12 protein-coding genes and 1 tRNA gene are annotated in these 15,270 nt (G+C 58.0%); 10 read left to right on the plus strand and 3 right to left on the minus strand.

Translation table 11 applies throughout. The features are described 5' to 3' along the window. Nucleotides 1-29 precede the first annotated feature (29 nt). The gene (locus tag LOC70_RS04110) at nt 30-524 is read right to left on the minus strand and encodes a YkgJ family cysteine cluster protein (RefSeq protein ID WP_230252028.1); all 495 of its coding nucleotides are present in this window, start codon (nt 522-524) and stop codon (nt 30-32) included. 64 nt (nt 525-588) lie between these two features. On the opposite strand from LOC70_RS04110, the gene LOC70_RS04115 reads away from it, so the two are divergent. The 4 genes from LOC70_RS04115 (at nt 589) to LOC70_RS04130 (ending at nt 2,843) form a co-directional block, all read left to right on the plus strand. Next, entirely contained in the window at nt 589-1,467 is an 879-nt protein-coding gene (locus LOC70_RS04115) for a formyltransferase family protein (RefSeq protein WP_230252029.1), read from the plus strand. Between the two features lie 422 nt (nt 1,468-1,889). After that, entirely contained in the window at nt 1,890-2,177 is a 288-nt protein-coding gene (locus tag LOC70_RS04120) for a hypothetical protein (protein WP_230252030.1), read from the plus strand. 313 nt (nt 2,178-2,490) lie between these two features. Further along, nucleotides 2,491-2,685: a 30S ribosomal protein S21 gene (gene rpsU, locus LOC70_RS04125; protein WP_007338941.1), complete on the plus strand. Its 195-nt coding sequence runs from the start codon at nt 2,491-2,493 to the stop codon at nt 2,683-2,685. A gap of 84 nt (nt 2,686-2,769) precedes the next feature. Then, nucleotides 2,770-2,843 (plus strand) — tRNA-Val (locus LOC70_RS04130). 284 nt (nt 2,844-3,127) lie between these two features. Here LOC70_RS04130 and LOC70_RS04135 read toward each other — a convergent pair. Next, the gene (locus tag LOC70_RS04135; RefSeq protein WP_230252032.1) at nt 3,128-3,853 is read right to left on the minus strand and encodes a 3-keto-disaccharide hydrolase; all 726 of its coding nucleotides are present in this window, start codon (nt 3,851-3,853) and stop codon (nt 3,128-3,130) included. A gap of 434 nt (nt 3,854-4,287) precedes the next feature. Between LOC70_RS04135 and LOC70_RS04140 the strand changes: the two genes are divergently transcribed. The 3 genes from LOC70_RS04140 to LOC70_RS04150 are packed head-to-tail and all read left to right on the plus strand — an operon-like array spanning nt 4,288 to nt 8,282. Continuing rightward, on the plus strand, nt 4,288-4,614 hold the full coding sequence (locus LOC70_RS04140; protein WP_230252034.1) for a DUF6793 family protein: 327 nt from the start codon (nt 4,288-4,290) through the stop codon (nt 4,612-4,614). Between the two features lie 54 nt (nt 4,615-4,668). Next, nucleotides 4,669-7,359: a hypothetical protein gene (locus LOC70_RS04145; protein WP_230252036.1), complete on the plus strand. Its 2,691-nt coding sequence runs from the start codon at nt 4,669-4,671 to the stop codon at nt 7,357-7,359. Next, nucleotides 7,356-8,282, plus strand: a complete 927-nt coding sequence (locus tag LOC70_RS04150; protein ID WP_230252038.1) for an ABC transporter ATP-binding protein — start codon at nt 7,356-7,358, stop codon at nt 8,280-8,282. The genes LOC70_RS04145 and LOC70_RS04150 overlap by 4 nt, the downstream gene beginning before the upstream one ends. 754 nt (nt 8,283-9,036) lie before the next feature. Here the strand turns inward: LOC70_RS04150 and ypfJ are convergent. Next, complete coding sequence (ypfJ, locus tag LOC70_RS04155) at nt 9,037-9,888, minus strand: KPN_02809 family neutral zinc metallopeptidase (RefSeq protein WP_230252040.1); 852 nt, start codon at nt 9,886-9,888, stop codon at nt 9,037-9,039. 467 nt (nt 9,889-10,355) lie between these two features. On the opposite strand from ypfJ, the gene ygfZ reads away from it, so the two are divergent. From ygfZ to LOC70_RS04170, 3 genes are all read left to right on the plus strand, one after another. After that, nucleotides 10,356-11,378 (plus strand): CAF17-like 4Fe-4S cluster assembly/insertion protein YgfZ, encoded by a 1,023-nt coding sequence (gene ygfZ / locus LOC70_RS04160; protein ID WP_230252041.1) that lies wholly within the window; start codon nt 10,356-10,358, stop codon nt 11,376-11,378. Continuing rightward, on the plus strand, nt 11,375-12,019 hold the full coding sequence (locus LOC70_RS04165) for an ECF-type sigma factor (protein ID WP_230252042.1): 645 nt from the start codon (nt 11,375-11,377) through the stop codon (nt 12,017-12,019). Before ygfZ ends, LOC70_RS04165 begins: the two co-directional genes overlap by 4 nt. 173 nt (nt 12,020-12,192) lie before the next feature. Further along, nucleotides 12,193-15,267 (plus strand): protein kinase domain-containing protein, encoded by a 3,075-nt coding sequence (locus LOC70_RS04170; RefSeq protein WP_230252043.1) that lies wholly within the window; start codon nt 12,193-12,195, stop codon nt 15,265-15,267. Nucleotides 15,268-15,270: the final 3 nt, after the last annotated feature.

Raw genomic sequence — 15,270 nt, forward strand, 5'->3', positions numbered from 1 at the left:
ATGATTCGATGCGGCGTTGACGACCGCAATTACGACGCGACGACCGGCAGACCGCTGGGTCTGCGACTGCGGATGGAATCGATGTCGCGGTCGGCACCTTGCGGAAACTGTGGACCGAACAAAGCGTCCGCGTACTCGTCAATCTGCTCCGGCGTTTCGAAGTATTTCTCGTAGCACCAGTCGTCTTCGAATTCACATTCTTTGGTCGTGTATTCGCGACAGATTTGCGGCCGCGTCTCGTAGATCCCACATCGGTTGTCGTCCTGCAGATGCTTGCAAGTCGTATGGACCAGCAGGTACCAGGTGTCTTCGTCGACAAACACGGTGGCTCGATCGTGCAGCAAGTACCACCGAATGAAGTCAAAATCCTTTCGCGAAACGGGTTCGTCGATCGGCAAGGCGAAGTAGTGACAACATTTCGCCGTGCAGTACTCACACAAATTCGCGTCGGCGGGGTAATCCGCGCGGCGGCGTCCGGTGACGGAAGGCGGTGTGGCGACGGGCAGCTTGGATGCGGTGGGCATGAGCGGGTCGAATGTGATAATTTGCGAATTCGTCGGGCAATAGTTTCCTCGCAAAAGCCTCCACATGGAAGTCGTCATCACCGCCTTGGGCCCGGATCATTCGGGTTTGGCCGATCCAATCATTCATCATGTCACCGCTCGCGGGGCTCGGATTTCCGAAATCCAGATGTATGACCACGATGAGGAAGAATTGTTCGCGATGTTGTGCCGAATTCAGCTCGATGCTGGTTCAGAGCCGATGACGTTGCTGACGCAGTTGCAGGATGAAATGCGTCAAATTGGCGAGCACACGGGTTTGTCGATCCGTGCCTGGAGTCCCGACGCGAGGGCCAAGCGACCTCGTTTGGCGGTGGCCTGCACGTATGTGGAGCACACTCCGCGAGCGGTTCTGGAAGCGGTAGCCTCCGGTCAGATCGCAGCGGAAGTCCCCGTCATCATTTCCAACCGGAAAAAGCTGAGCTTTCTGGCCGAGGAATTCGACTGCGATTACCAGATGATCGGCGATGGAACGGGCGCGGTGGATAACGCGGCTCTTCTGAAGACGCTTGACGACTACGACATCGATTATCTCATCCTCGCTCGGTACATGAGGATTTTGCCCGCCGATGCGTGCTGGCAATTCGCGGGTGGTCGCATCATCAATCTGCACCACGGGTTGTTGCCGGGCTTTCCCGGATTCCGTCCTTACCACGATGCACACAACGTTCGCATGCTGACGTTTGGAGCAACCTGCCACTTCATCATTCCAGAATTGGACGCGGGCAACCAAACCATCAACCAAAGAACCTTTTCCGTGGTTCCTGGAACTCCGCTCGAAAAGATCATTGCTCAGGGCGAATCCGAAAACGAACCAGCATGTTTGGTCGAAGGTGTGCGCCGGGTCGTCGATCGCGAAGTCCACCTGCATTTCCACCGCGTTGTGCCACGCAAACAGCCCGCCTGAACCATCAAACTCCCCTTCCAGTCCGGCCCGAACCGCAGACGAAGAACCAACCAATGCCGGGGAGCTGCCCAACAACTCCACCGCCCAAAACGCCCGCCATTCGTCTTTTCAAAACATTCGAAATCCATCGATTTCCCAGACCAACTCGAACCACAGATCGGGCAAACCGTCTGACCGACCGGAGCGAATCCCCCCGCACAATCGCGCAGGTCAACCACAACGGGCGCAATGGGAATGAATTTCAATCCGGTTGTCCGCACGACCGGACCTGAGCCAAATCGACTCCAAGATTTCACCGCTGGCGCGTCGATACCGTCGGCGTCCGTTGCACGCAGTCACTGATGGCTTCACTCGGTGGAGACGTCTCGTCGAACAGACGCGGCACCATCGCAACGGGCAGAACGCGGAACGAAAGGATGTTGATGATCGGGTATTCCCTCGAAACGATCGATTTGCCGCTGCTGCGTCGCCAAGTCGAAGACAAGTTGTGTGAACTGGGCCACTTGGAACCCCACCAATTCCCGCTGACACAGCGCGAAGTGGTGCGACGCGGAGCCACCTGCGGGCTGTACTTTTGCCTGCACGGGCCTCGAAGCGTCAAGCTGACCGCGATTGCGGATCTCAAAACACAAACACTGGTCTACTACGGAGTCGACGGCGTTCGCTGCGAAACCGTTCCGATGGAAAATCTCTCTCGTTCCGCCGCCTGAACGACCGACATAAGGTCCTTTGAGGCATGCACGTCGCGGTGAGTCCGTTCGCTCGAACAAGTTGGTTTGCGGGACAAGATTGCCCAATGTGACGCCGCTCGCCGAAATCTGCTGTAGGCCGCATTTTTCGGCATAAAAACGGTCTTGATTTCTGTTTCTTCGGTTGTGGGGGGCGGGGTCAGGTCGTTATGATTCGCGGCCTTCACCGTGACGGGGCGGCGAATTGCTGCGCCCGGATGCGATTATTTCATTCCTCGACTTGGAGGATTTGGACCATGCAAACGATTGAATTGAAAGGGTTTACGGAGCGGCAATGGTAAAGTTATTGGTGCGTGATCGGGAAACGATTCAGGAGGCAGTTCGCCGATTCAGAAAGTTGGTGGAGCGAAGCGGTATCAAGAAAGAAATGCGTCGCCGCGAGTTCTACGAAAAGCCCAGTGAAACCAATCGTCGCGCCCGCCTGCGTGCCGAACGCCGCAACAAACGCACTCGCATGCTGTCCCGCTGATCGCTCGCTTCGCAGCGTCAGCCACAAGTCAAAACGCCTCGGCCCAAACGAACCGAGGCCTCATCGGGAATCGCTTTCCCGCATGGGCGATTAGCTCAGTTGGCTAGAGCGTCTCGTTTACACCGAGAATGTCGGGGGTTCGAGTCCCTCATCGCCCATTTGCCGTGCTGGCCGCTTCCTTCCCGGGAGCTGGCCGCACGCTCTTCTGCCCGCACCTCGCGGACCAAGGCCACCCGTAGCGAAAGTCGTCAAGACTTTCGACCGCGCCTCCCACACAGTGCCTCACCCACCTCATCGCGAACCGGGGCACCACACCCAGCCCCATCAACACACGCCAATCACCACGTAGCGAATGTCGTAAGACTTTCGACCGCGCAAAACTTCCCACAACACACCTCAGCGACCGCACCAAAAACCGGCCCAAGCAAATCCCAATGGCTTTCTACTGCGACCGTTTTTGCCGCAGCATCGCCTCCACCCGTTGCCGCTCTTTCGCCAAAGCCGCAGGTGGAATCGGCATCGGCTCAAAATCACCGGATGCCTCGAGGATCTCATCGCCAGGGATCACCCGCCAACTCAAACTTCGATACCAAACCGGTTGCCCGTGGTCCTGCAACCAAAGCTCACCTCCGCGACCGGTCAAATCGCCGCCACGGATCGTCAGCAGTTCCACCATGTCGGCCCACTTGGGATCGGTGTAATCAAAGTCCAACACCTTCTGCCCATTCAGCCAATGTTGGATCACGGTTCCCTTGCACAGAACCCGAGCGGAGTTCCATTGCCCCACAGGCCGCGTTGCGTCTTTGGACGGGGCCATGCAGAAGAATAACGACGCGGCAGCTTGGCGAGGGTTCTCACCGTAGGGACTGCCCACATTGTCCAACACCTGATACTCGACTTGGCCGGGCCGGTAGTAGACGCCACTGTTGCAACCCTCCGACACTTTCCATTCAAAACGAAGCTCGAAGTCATCCGGCACAACATCGCGTTTGTAAGTCAGCGGCCCGCCGCCGGACGCCCGATAGAACGCCCCCTGCTCGATTCGCCAGTTACCGCCGTGCTGCCAACCATCGAAGCTCTTGCCATCGAACAATTCGACGAAGAGATGACCATCACCCGCCGACCCAGAGTTGCTTTCGGAGGGTGGACCGGCGTGGACGGTGCCCATCGAGACAAGCCAGACGCCAAGGACCGTGAATCGGAAGAACAATGCAGCTCCTTTGACAACGCAACGACTCGGACCGAGCGGGTTCAAACTTGTCACAAAAGATTCCTGGCAATCGAAGGCATAGCAAAGCGGTTTTGAACGAACTCTTCGCGGCCCAATTTAACTCCGCGAGTTCACCGACGCATCAAAATGATCATCGAAAAACGATCAAGGCGGATCGCCATCGGCGTCACTCGCCATCGCGGCCCGCAGCTCACGAGATCGCGTTTCGCGACGCATGGATCCACACCGTCCCTACGATCCGACCACTCCGGCAGCAGGCACCGGAATCCCATCGCGGAAGACCTACAGCCGATCGACTTGGTGGACTAGGATGAAGTGACAGCAATCGCATGCTGCGTCACGGCCCGCTTCCTCCAAACGATCGATCCACCATGCCTTTGTTTGAAATTGAAACCGACGCGCACATCATCATCACTTGGGCGGAGAACGAAGAAGCGGCTCGCGACGTGGTCGACGATGCCTACCCGGAAGACGACGTGCTTCGAATGACAAAACGCCCGCGAGATTCCTGGGTGATCAGCAAGGGTGCATTGGGACTGACCGAACGCACACTGGATCCCTGCACCACCGCCCGCGATTGCCTCAGCAAATCAGCGGGCGACAAGGTCAATGCCATCCGTTTGTACCGAATGGAGACCGGTTGCGACCTGGAACAGGCCCGCATCGCGATCGAATCCAATATGGTAATGGGCTGGTAGTGGACTCGTTCGCCGAGTCCTTTCCCATCCGTTGCCTCGCGAATGAGCCCCTCCATGATCGCTGCCTCCACTTCTCGGCCTAGAAACTGGCTCGCGTGGTTGCTGCTGATCCCATTGGTGGTGGGTTGCGATGGATGCCGACCCTCGGACGACGGCCCAGACGAGCCCACGGAAGAACAAACCAAGCTGCCGCCGCTGACTATCGATTCGGCCAAGGCGTTTCCGGCGACACGACCGGACGCGGGCACCAAGGGCACGGCCGATGGAGCCATCAAGCCCGGGCATTGGTTTTCAGCCAGCATCGCTTTGCGCAGCAACCATGATGACGAGCGAGGTGTCATTCAAACCGAAACGAAAGTCCCCCTTTCAAAAAGGCTCTTCGCGTCGGAGGACGACACCGAGGACACCCAGCAAAAACTCGAAGACGCCGCGGCGAAAACCGTTGGCAAACCTTTTCGCGTGCGACGCCCCGCCGTGTTGCCACGCGGTCAACGTCGCGTCTTGGACACGCGTGCTCTCGCCCCGGAAGCAGGCGGGCGAACGTTGCAATCGGTCGGCTTCGACGGTGACTACGTTTCTTCTCGCACCGGATCGCCAACACCGCTGCGTCCTTCCACCTTCGCCGCCCTGCCGTCGCAGACGTTCTTCTTTGTCATCCTGACTGAGCGTTCGGAAAAGTTCACGTTGCTGCAAACCGCGGACTGGGTCGAACCTCACCGCTCGGTCGATCAGTTCTATCGCGCGCGTGAAAACTACCGCGTCGTGATTCCGCCGACTCAGGGTGTGCTGCCACTTTCTGAAACCATGTTGGACTGGACCTCCACGTCAGTCTTGTTCTGGGATGATTTGACTTCCTCCGCCCTGACGCCCGGCCAGCGAGTCGCCCTGACAGATTGGATTCATTTTGGCGGGACGTTGATCGTCAACGGACCGATCGCCGCGGATGCGATCGAAGACGCTTCTCTACGAAAGTTGCTTCCCATTGAAGCGGATGGCAACCAAGAAGTCAGCAGCGACGACGCCATCGCGTTTTTGGAATCACACCGCGTTCGCACGGACGAATCAATCCCCGCCATCGCAGCCCGGCTTCGCGAAAACAGCAGCACCGTGGTGGTTGCCGGGCAGCCTCACCCCGACGCCGAAGCACTTGGTGCGGGCGACATGGTGTATCAGCGACGCATCGGTCGTGGACGAATCGTTCAAAGCCGCGTGGATCTGATGACCGAATGGATGACGGCTTGGAAGTCCTATCACAGCTTCTTCAATTCCGCCATCTTGGCACGCCCACCGCGGAAACGAAAGAAGACCAACTACGCCGACAACGCCGCGTTCTACGATCTTCAAGCACAGAACAATCGAGACCTCACCGACCGTGAAATCGCGGCGCTCGCCAATCGTCCCAGCATTGAACAGACCATGGTGGGCATGCAATCCGAAGACATTCCGCCCGCAATCAATTCGGCATTTCGCTTGTTCGCGCGAGACATGCAACTCGGTTACGATCAAACCAAGAGCAACTTGGCCGCTCAGGAAACGGCCGCTCAGCAAAACAGCGACTTGGACCCGAAAGACTATCACCTCCGGATTGATGCAGAAGTGCTGCAGCATCCTGTTAGTGGAGTGGGGGGCTGGAAAGACGACAGCCCACTGATGCGTTCCTTTCGCTCGTCATTGCAAGACCGAATTGGGGTGACCATTCCCGACTCCTCGCTCGTCGTCCGCAGTCTGGCAATCTATCTGGTTGTCTTGATCCCGCTGAACTACCTCGTCTTTCGTTGGATGGGGCGACTGGAGTGGGCTTGGTTGGCAATGGTACCGATCGCGCTCGTCGGAGCGTTCATGGTGGCGCGGGCCGCTCAGCTCGACATGGGCTTCGCCCGCAGCCGCAACGAACTTGCTTTTTTGGAAGTTCCATCGCAATACGACCGAGGCCATTTGACACGGACAATCGCTTTCTACAACTCGTTGGCCAGCGACTACGCCGTCCAATTTGATCGCCCGGATGCAGCTATCACGATGCTGGCATCCAATCGAACGGACGCCAGAAACGCGGGCATGTTTGGCAACGAACAACTAAAGCTGCAACTTGGTTTTGATGCAGGCCCGCGTTTGGAGGGCATCAGCGTTGGTAGCAATTCGTATGGCTCCGTGCACGTCGAGCAGATGGTGCCGGTCGGTGGTCAGTTGTCGCTGTCAGCCGATGGCACTCGATTGCAAAACGATTCGGACCTGGACTTGATGGATGCATTCGTGATTCGCAGAGCGGGCGAACCCTCCCGATTTGAGATCGCCGTGGTTGGCGCGATTGCTCCTGGAGAAAGCCCCGCACTTTCCTTCCAAGACGCCGATTCCATTCGCGTGTCCGGTGACATTCCCGACGGAGCTCGCCAGTGCATGCAGCGCATTCTGGCCTCCCGGCGAATTCCCACCGGCAGCACGCGTTTGGTGGCACGATTGGCCGCGGTGCCACCGGATCAAGCCGATGACGCCAATGGTCCCGCATGGGGTGGATTGACCGTCTCGCCGGCCTGCAGCCAAACGCAAGCGGATACCATTGTGATGGCACACCTGTCGTACCCCGACATCCCCGAACCGCAGCCCGACCTGGATTTGGCCGACGATTTCCGCCGCGTGACAAAACAGGTGAAGGAAAACAAAACGACTGCTTCGCCTGAGCAGAACGACGCGACCTCCGACTCCGAAGACACCTCTGCCGACCCCGCAACTGAGAAGGACACTCCATGATCACCCTGGAAGGTTTTGGCAAAGACTATGGTGATTTCACCGCGGTGGAATCGATCGACTTGCAAATCGATGCGGGTGAAACGTTTGGCTTCATTGGCCCCAACGGTGCGGGCAAGAGCACGACCATCCGCTTCCTGGCAACACTGCTTCGCGCCACCCGAGGCCGTGGTGAAGTCGCGGGATGTGACGTGATGAATGACCCGATGGGCGTGCGTCGTGCTATCGGATACATGCCGGACAACTTCGGTGTTTACGATGGCATGCGAGTGTGGGAGTTCTTGGACTTCTTCGCCGTGGCCTATGGCATCGCTCGATCGCAACGCGGAGCGATCATCGACAACGTGTTGGAGCTGCTCGACCTCGGGCACAAACGCGACGACTTCGTCAACGGGCTCTCTCGCGGAATGAAACAACGTTTGTGCTTGGCAAAGACGTTGGTGCACGACCCGCCGGTCTTGATTCTCGATGAACCCGCCAGCGGCCTCGACCCACGGGCTCGCGTCGAAGTCAAAGCGTTGCTCAAGGAGCTTCGTCGCATGGGGAAAACCATTTTGATCAGCAGCCACATCCTGACGGAGCTTGCCGATTGCTGCACTTCGATCGGGATCATCGAACGTGGTCAGCTATTGATGAGCGGCCCAATCGACCAGGTTTATCGCCAGATCCGACGCAACCGCACGGTCGAAATTGCATTCACCGAAAATGCGGAAGCAGGCATCTCGATCTTGCGTAGCAGTCCCGCACTGCGTGATCTTGAAATGCGTCCGGATCGAGTGATCGCCGAGCTAGAAACCGATGACGCGGGTTTGGCAACGTTGTTGAATCATCTCATCGCACAAGGCGTCCAAATGCGTTCCTTCCACGATCGCGATCCTACCCTGGAAGACGTCTTCATGAGCGTCACCGAAGGTTTGGTCTCCTAGCACCACCGAAGCCAAGTCCCAATCGTTCGCAGCAACCCGTAGTGCAGCCAGCCTGGCTGCATTCATCGCGGCTCTGCGACTTAGCGACTTTGCGTTGAACCAGATCGCGAATGGGTGTGCGTGACATCGGGCGGCTCGCGCCGCGGCCGCTAAGAATGTCGCGGATCGCTCCGCGGTCCTGCGCTAGAACTCTGCTCACTGTGCAAACCCTCCATCCCGAAAGACCGCACAGCCGAAGAGCCTTCGCTCCGGTTCCACCACGCAAATCCGCCCCACCCCGCAGAGCAGCCAGCCTGGCTGCATCCATCGCGGCTCCGCGACTTAGCGGCTTTGCGTTGAAACAGATCGTGAATGGGTGTGAGTGACACCGGGCGGCTCGCGCCGCAGCCGCTAAGATTGTCGCGGATCGCTCCGCGGTCCAGCGCTAGAACTCTGCTCACTGTGCAAACCCTCCATCCCGAAAGACCGCACAGCCGAAGAGCCTTCGCTCCGGTTCCACCACGCAAATCCGCCCCAACCCGTAGTGCAGCCAGCCTGGCTGCATCCACCGCGGCTCTGCGGCTTAGCGGCTTTGCATTGAACCAGATCGTGAATTGGTGTGAGCGACACCGGGCGGATCGCGCCGCGACCGCTAAGAATGTCGCGGATCGCTCCGCGGTCCCGCGTTAGTCACAGGGTGGCGGGATCTCGCTCGGCGATTGAGTTGGACATTCCCTCCAGGCAACGTTCAAAACCAACCGGCCTCCAACGGCGACTACAGTCTTTCCGCTTCAAACGTGTTGCCTTGGTTCAGGTCGCCTGTTTGCAACCCCTTCATGAACCAACGCAAACGTTGTTCGCTGGTGCCGTGGTTGAACGTTTCCGGCTGCACGTAACCACGGCTGCGTCGTTGCAACGTGTCGTCGCCGATGGCTTTCGCGGCGGTCATCGCTTCTTGCACATCGCCGTCTTCAATGATGCGATATTTCTTTTCCGCATGGTGCAACATGACTCCGGCAAAGAAGTCAGCTTGCAGTTCGAGCTTGACTGAATACTTGTTGTACTCCACCTCAGGAACCTGGCGGCGAATCTGTTCCATTTGATCCGTGTAGCCAAGCAGGTTTTGAACGTGGTGACCGACTTCGTGAGCAACCACGTACGCCTGTGCGAAATCACCGGGCGCGCCGAGCTGGCGAGCCAATTGTCCAAAGAACGAAGTGTCGAGATACACCTTCTCATCAGCCGGGCAATAGAACGGCCCCGTGCCGCTGCTGGCTAATCCGCAACCACTGCGAACTTGATCCTTGAACAAGACCAACGTGGGCTTTTTGTAATCGCGTCCGGCCTGGGCAAACAGATCGGTCCAAACTTCTTCGGTATCAGCGAAAACCGTGCTGACGAACTCGCCGGCTTCGACTTCTTCAGGGCTCAATTGCACTTCGCCGCCGCCGGCGGCCGGCCCCTGTTGCTGAGCCGCCTGTTGCAGGAACTGCTGCGGGTTGCCACCGAGCAATCCAATGATGATGGCGATCACAATCACACCGATGCCACCACCCACCACGGCTCCGCCCCCCGCGGTCCGACGATCTTCCACATTGTCACTTTGTCGTCGACCACGCCAACGCATACCGCACCTGTCGCTGAAAAGAATGAGAGAAGGTTTGAAGAGAGAGGCACCCTGTTCGAGGGGAAGCCGCCCAAATTGTCACACAATCCGCCACCTCTGAAAAGGAAACGGAATCCGAACGGTGGCGAAGCAGATGCCGGGCCAAAACGCATTTCGGCAAACCGTTTCCAAACAGAAGCATCGCGGAAGAACTACGCGAAAATGGTGGCGGAACCCGCCGCTAACCCACTGATTCCGTCCGATCATCGTTGCTTTCGAAGACTCCATCGCCGCCCCAAACCGCGTTGGCGAACCGCAGTGGCATTGCGTGCTACTCCCGCAAAAAGGCGATGGAGAATTCGGCTCGGCCCAGTCACGAAACCACACCGATCGGCATCGCCCATGCCGAATAGCGGGATATGGTCCGTTCACGGTAAGATGGGGGCCTTCGATCGTTGCCAGACTTCTCTTTCTGCTTTCCCGTTTGCATGGCTTTGACCTCGTATTTAATTCGTTTGCCCTCGTTGTGCGTGTTGGATTTGGTGGGGGAGGATGCGACGGCCATTCTTCACAATCTGACCACCAACCAAATCAAGTCTCTGACCGCCGAAGGTGAGACACGCGACGGGGTGGAAACCTTCATCACCAATGTGCGAGGCAAGTGCTTGGGGCATGTCTTCGCTTTCGCGATAGAAAACGGATTCCGGTTGATTGGTGCCCCCGGCATCTCGGGTGAAACGGATGGTCAACGTCAATCAACCGCGATCGCGGAGCATGCCGACCGATACACCATCCGCGAAGACGCAACGCCGATGATTCGCGATGACGACTTTGCGGCTTGGGTCATGTTGGAATCCGGCGACACCTCGCTTTCCGGTGCGGACAACTCAGTGCAACCAACAACCAAGCCGACCATGACGTGTGATGACGGTGTGGACGCTTACCAATTGCCCTGGGTCCCCGCGGGTACCCTGTATTTGCTACCGAGTGATTCCGAAGATCACGTCGACACCATCGCTGCGGCAATGAGCGCAGAGGCGGCTGAATTCGCAGTCGGCGACGAAGTCATGTTCCACCAACATCGCATCGCCGCGGGGTTCCCTTGGTACGGCGTCGATTTAACCGACGCTCATTTGCCACAAGAAGCCGATCGCGAAAAGCAAACCATCAGCTTCACCAAAGGTTGCTATCTGGGGCAAGAAACCGTGGCTCGATTGGACGCTCTTGGGCAAGTCCAAAAGAAGCTGGTGCGATGGCGATTGCAGGGCGTTTCGCCATCCGCGAAACCGTCCGCCGACGACAAACTTTTTGCTGAAGACGCAGCGGCCGATGCCAAGCCAGTGGGACGAATCACCAGTGTTGGCGAAGTCAACGAGAACGGCGTCGGGATGGCGATGGGATATGCCCGGCGAAGCCACTTTGATGCGGGCAGCGTCATGGTGGGGAAAGTGGGCGACGTGTCGTACACCGCTGAAGTGTTGCCTCCAATCGTCGGAGAATCACCCGAATGAATGATTTGACTCTCGAAGAGTTTGCCGACCTGCTCGTGAAGGTCCGCGATGGCGACAACGATGCCACGGCGGTGTTGTGGGAACGTTACTTTCAACCGCTGGTACGCTTGGCCGGAACGCGTTTGCCAAAGAACCTTCGGCGGTCGGGCGACGAAGAAGACATTGCCCTGTCCGCGTTCCACAGCTTCATCGCGGGGGTTCAACGCGAAAAGTTTCCGGATTTGTCGGGCCCCGATAATTTGTGGGGACTGCTGATCACATTGACCAGTCGCAAAGTCAACGCGCACCTGCGTCGACAAACACGACAGAAACGCGGTGGCGGTCAGGTTCGGGGCGAGTCGGTGTTCCTGGATGCGTCCGGCGACTCCGGACGGGCGGGCCTGGAACAGTTCTCCGGAGGAGGCGAATCCGATCACGCGCCGCCGGATTTGCGATTGGAATTGGCGGAAGCATGCGAGAAACTGCTGGATGACCTGCCGGACGAGCAATTGCGAGAAATCGCGGTGATGCGGATGGACGGTTTTTTGGTAGACGAAATCGCAAAAGAGTTGGAGATGAGCAAGCGCGCGGTTGAACGTCGCTTGCAATTGATACGAAAAACATGGGCGGAGGCGGCGGAATCCACGTCGGATCAAACATAAAGGCGGTATGGTTCCCGAGGCGAACGCGCCGGGAACGACTTGTCTGGTTGCTGACACCCCCGCTCCTCGATCGCCGATTGATCGATACTGAAAGCACAGCGTTTGACAGCACCGCGTCCGTTTGGATTCGTTCCGACGACTGTTGGGTGTGAAAGCTACGGAATTGGTTCACGATGAATTTAAGTGATCTGCCGGCTCGCGAATTAGCTCGCCTCGATGCGGTGTGCTTGGAATACGAATCGGCGCTGCGTCAACAAAACGATGGTGCCGCGTCCGTGTCGGAATCGACCGACATCGACTCCCTGGTGGCTCGGCATGGCGGCGAACACGCGGATCTCTTGCGAAACGAACTGCGTGCGATCCAGGCCGAGATTGAAGGCGAATCGGACGACGCGGCGCCTCCGTTGTCGAATCAATTGCTGTGGGGAACGACCACGCCCGGTCCATCACCCAATGGTGCGAACCAGGGAGCCTTCGCCGGCGAAGATTCCTCCGCAGACGATCGTGTCGACGATTCAATGGATCGAACCCAGATCCTCTCGCCTGGGAACGACACTCCATCGACTGGCGAGCCGATGGACACGCCCGCGATGGCATCACCATCAACTCGCGGCAATTCCAGCAACGCTTCCGCCAACAAGCCAAACCGCGTTTCCAAGACAAACCAAACCGATGCGTTGCCGCCACTTGGCACGGTGATTGGTCCATATCGCTTGGACGGAGTGTTGGGCCGTGGCGGCATGGGCATTGTCTACCGTGCGACCGACACTCGGTTGGAACGAAGTGTCGCGGTGAAGATGTTGGCCATTGATGGTCAGCCGAACTTGGTCGAACGCTTTCAACGCGAAGCCAAGGCAGTGGCCTCGTTGTCCCACCCCAACATTGTTGAGTTGTTCGACGTTGGTGTGCACCAGGGCATGCCTTACGCGGTGATGGAACATCTGCGTGGCGAAACGTTGATGCGTCGCATGGAGCCTCGTCGCACGGATGTCGCACCAATCACAACGCAAATGGTGCGTTATTGGGGACGTCAATTGGCAGAAGCGCTGGCGACGTCGCACGCCGCCGGTGTGGTGCACCGCGACTTGAAGCCAGAGAACATCATGCTGGTTGGTCGCCGCAGCACTCCTTCCACCGCGAATAGCAAAACCATCAGCGGTCATTCGCTCGCCAGTCAATCGTCCAGCATTCACTCGATCCCATCGGTCAAGCTGTTCGATTTTGGTCTGTCACGGGTGGGTCGAGCGGTCTTCGGTCCCGGTCAATTGGATCCGGAAAGCGACGCATCCTCCGAGGAAGCAACGGCGGACGATGGAGCCAAGACGCGCGAAGGCATGATTTTGGGAACTCCCGGTTACATGGCTCCGGAGCAAGCTCGCGGTGAGGCCGTTACCTCAGCCGCGGACGTGTTCTCGCTGGGTTGCTTGCTGTTCGAAGCGTTTTACGGGCGACCAGCCTTCACCGGAAGAACTCCCGCCAGTCGCTACGCGGCCGTGCTGGAGACATCACCGTTTCCGGACCCGGGACGTCGACGCGACGATGTGGCGTTGGCCGACCTGATCATTGCGATGCTCGCAAAGGATCCCAAAGAACGCCCAACCTCGGCGGCTGTCGCGGAGGCGTTGTCCAATTGTGTGGGAACCTTGCCGGCGGGACCGCATGCCAATGGCACGGGCGGTGCCGACACCCTGGCCATGCCACTGGATCCCTCTCGTCAATCAACTGTTGGCGTGCCACAACTGTCACGCCGACGTCTTGGAGAATTGATCGGCGGCAGTTTGGTGGGCGGTCTGCTGGGCGTGTCTGGTTTCAGTGGCGATTGGCAGAAACTGAACCGTATTCGTTCCATTGGCGTGCTGAGCTTCACGCCCCCGTTGAGTCAGACTGATCAGCGAATCGTCAACGGCCAGCCAGCCGGCGGCCGCAGTCTGCAAAAAGGCGAATTGCTGGCGAGTTTGGTCGCGAATGAACTGAGTCGATTGGATGGGTTGTCCGTGCCAAAGTACGTCCCGTTGAACGCCAGTTTCCCACCGCAGTACCGCGCGGTGGCAGCTCAATTGGAAGTCGACGCCTTGGTCGCGGGGACATTCACCGAATCGTCGAGCGATCAAAACCGCGTGATGGACGTGAACGTCCAAATCATCGACGCGAAAACGGGAACTCAGTTGTGGGGCAAGGTGATCCGCACCATTGCCGGTGACAACCTGATCGATCAAACCAATTTGGCGCGGCAGGTCGCCGAGGCGATCGACAAAAGTCTGCATGAAAGCTCAACAGAATCCACGCCAGACGTGCCAGGTGCATTCAATTGCCTTCTGAAGGGTCGCACGCAAGCCGACCCGGACAGCGTGAAAGGACTGCAAAGCGCTTTGAAGTGTTTTGAAAGTGCACTCAAGGAAGATCCGAATTACGCACCCGCCCACGCCGGTTATGGGCTGACGTCATTGACGTTGGCTGGTCGGGTCGATGACGACGAAGCTTTGAATTTGATCGCGCAAGCACGCCGCGAGACCGACATCGCACTGGCGTTGGATAGCAACAACGTCGATGCGCGATTGGCTTCGGCGATGCTCAAGTACCAAACTTTTGGCGATCTGGACCAAGCCCGCGAAGAGCTCACCACCCTGGCGGAAGAAGCCCAGAATTCCTGGCAAGTTCATCATCAACTGGGTTGGGTCCAGCTCATGTCGTTCAAATACGACGTGCGGATGGAAATGTCAGGAATGCGTTCCTTGCAAAAGGCCGCGTCCCTGCACCCATTATCGAAGTTGCTGCAAGCGGATTTGGCTCGGTCGCAGTGGTTCAACGCCAACGGAGAAAGCGCCAGAACTATTGCTGAGGTGCAGCTTCCGAAACGATTTGATCCTCTGGATACCGAACACTTCGCTCGCGGTCTGTTGATCGACATGTACGAACATGGAGGTGACTTCGCAATGGCGGCAATGCTCGATCCCCAATTGAAATGGAACAAGTCTGATGGCAGCCAAAGCTATTTCGAGCAACGCGCCCAACGTTTGGCGTCCATTCCTTATGGACCGTATGGACCGACTTTAAACGAAAGCATCTTGCAACTTCGACGCAATGACTTGCCTGATCGCGAGCCCGCTGAAAAACAACTGGCACGATTGTTGAACGTTCGCAGTCCGATGCTGCCGTTGTTGTTGATCAAGCACCCGCAATTCGCCGCCATGCGAATGCTGCCGGCGGCCGCCGAAGCCTTCCCGGTGCTTCAAATTGGTGCGGCCTGACTT

The organism is Rhodopirellula halodulae, assembly GCF_020966775.1.
In the GTDB taxonomy this organism is placed as follows: Bacteria; Planctomycetota; Planctomycetia; order Pirellulales; family Pirellulaceae; genus Rhodopirellula; species Rhodopirellula halodulae.

Bases quoted from the DNA above. Each gene is read 5' to 3' on its own strand.
- LOC70_RS04110 (WP_230252028.1), bottom strand. From the start codon at position 524: ATGCCCACCGCATCCAAGCTGCCCGTCGCCACACCGCCTTCCGTCACC.
- LOC70_RS04115 (WP_230252029.1), top strand. From the start codon at position 589: ATGGAAGTCGTCATCACCGCCTTGGGCCCGGATCATTCGGGTTTGGCC.
- LOC70_RS04120 (WP_230252030.1), top strand. From the start codon at position 1,890: ATGATCGGGTATTCCCTCGAAACGATCGATTTGCCGCTGCTGCGTCGC.
- rpsU (WP_007338941.1), top strand. From the start codon at position 2,491: ATGGTAAAGTTATTGGTGCGTGATCGGGAAACGATTCAGGAGGCAGTT.
- LOC70_RS04135 (WP_230252032.1), bottom strand. From the start codon at position 3,853: ATGGGCACCGTCCACGCCGGTCCACCCTCCGAAAGCAACTCTGGGTCG.
- LOC70_RS04140 (WP_230252034.1), top strand. From the start codon at position 4,288: ATGCCTTTGTTTGAAATTGAAACCGACGCGCACATCATCATCACTTGG.
- LOC70_RS04145 (WP_230252036.1), top strand. From the start codon at position 4,669: ATGATCGCTGCCTCCACTTCTCGGCCTAGAAACTGGCTCGCGTGGTTG.
- LOC70_RS04150 (WP_230252038.1), top strand. From the start codon at position 7,356: ATGATCACCCTGGAAGGTTTTGGCAAAGACTATGGTGATTTCACCGCG.
- ypfJ (WP_230252040.1), bottom strand. From the start codon at position 9,888: ATGCGTTGGCGTGGTCGACGACAAAGTGACAATGTGGAAGATCGTCGG.
- ygfZ (WP_230252041.1), top strand. From the start codon at position 10,356: ATGGCTTTGACCTCGTATTTAATTCGTTTGCCCTCGTTGTGCGTGTTG.
- LOC70_RS04165 (WP_230252042.1), top strand. From the start codon at position 11,375: ATGAATGATTTGACTCTCGAAGAGTTTGCCGACCTGCTCGTGAAGGTC.
- LOC70_RS04170 (WP_230252043.1), top strand. From the start codon at position 12,193: ATGAATTTAAGTGATCTGCCGGCTCGCGAATTAGCTCGCCTCGATGCG.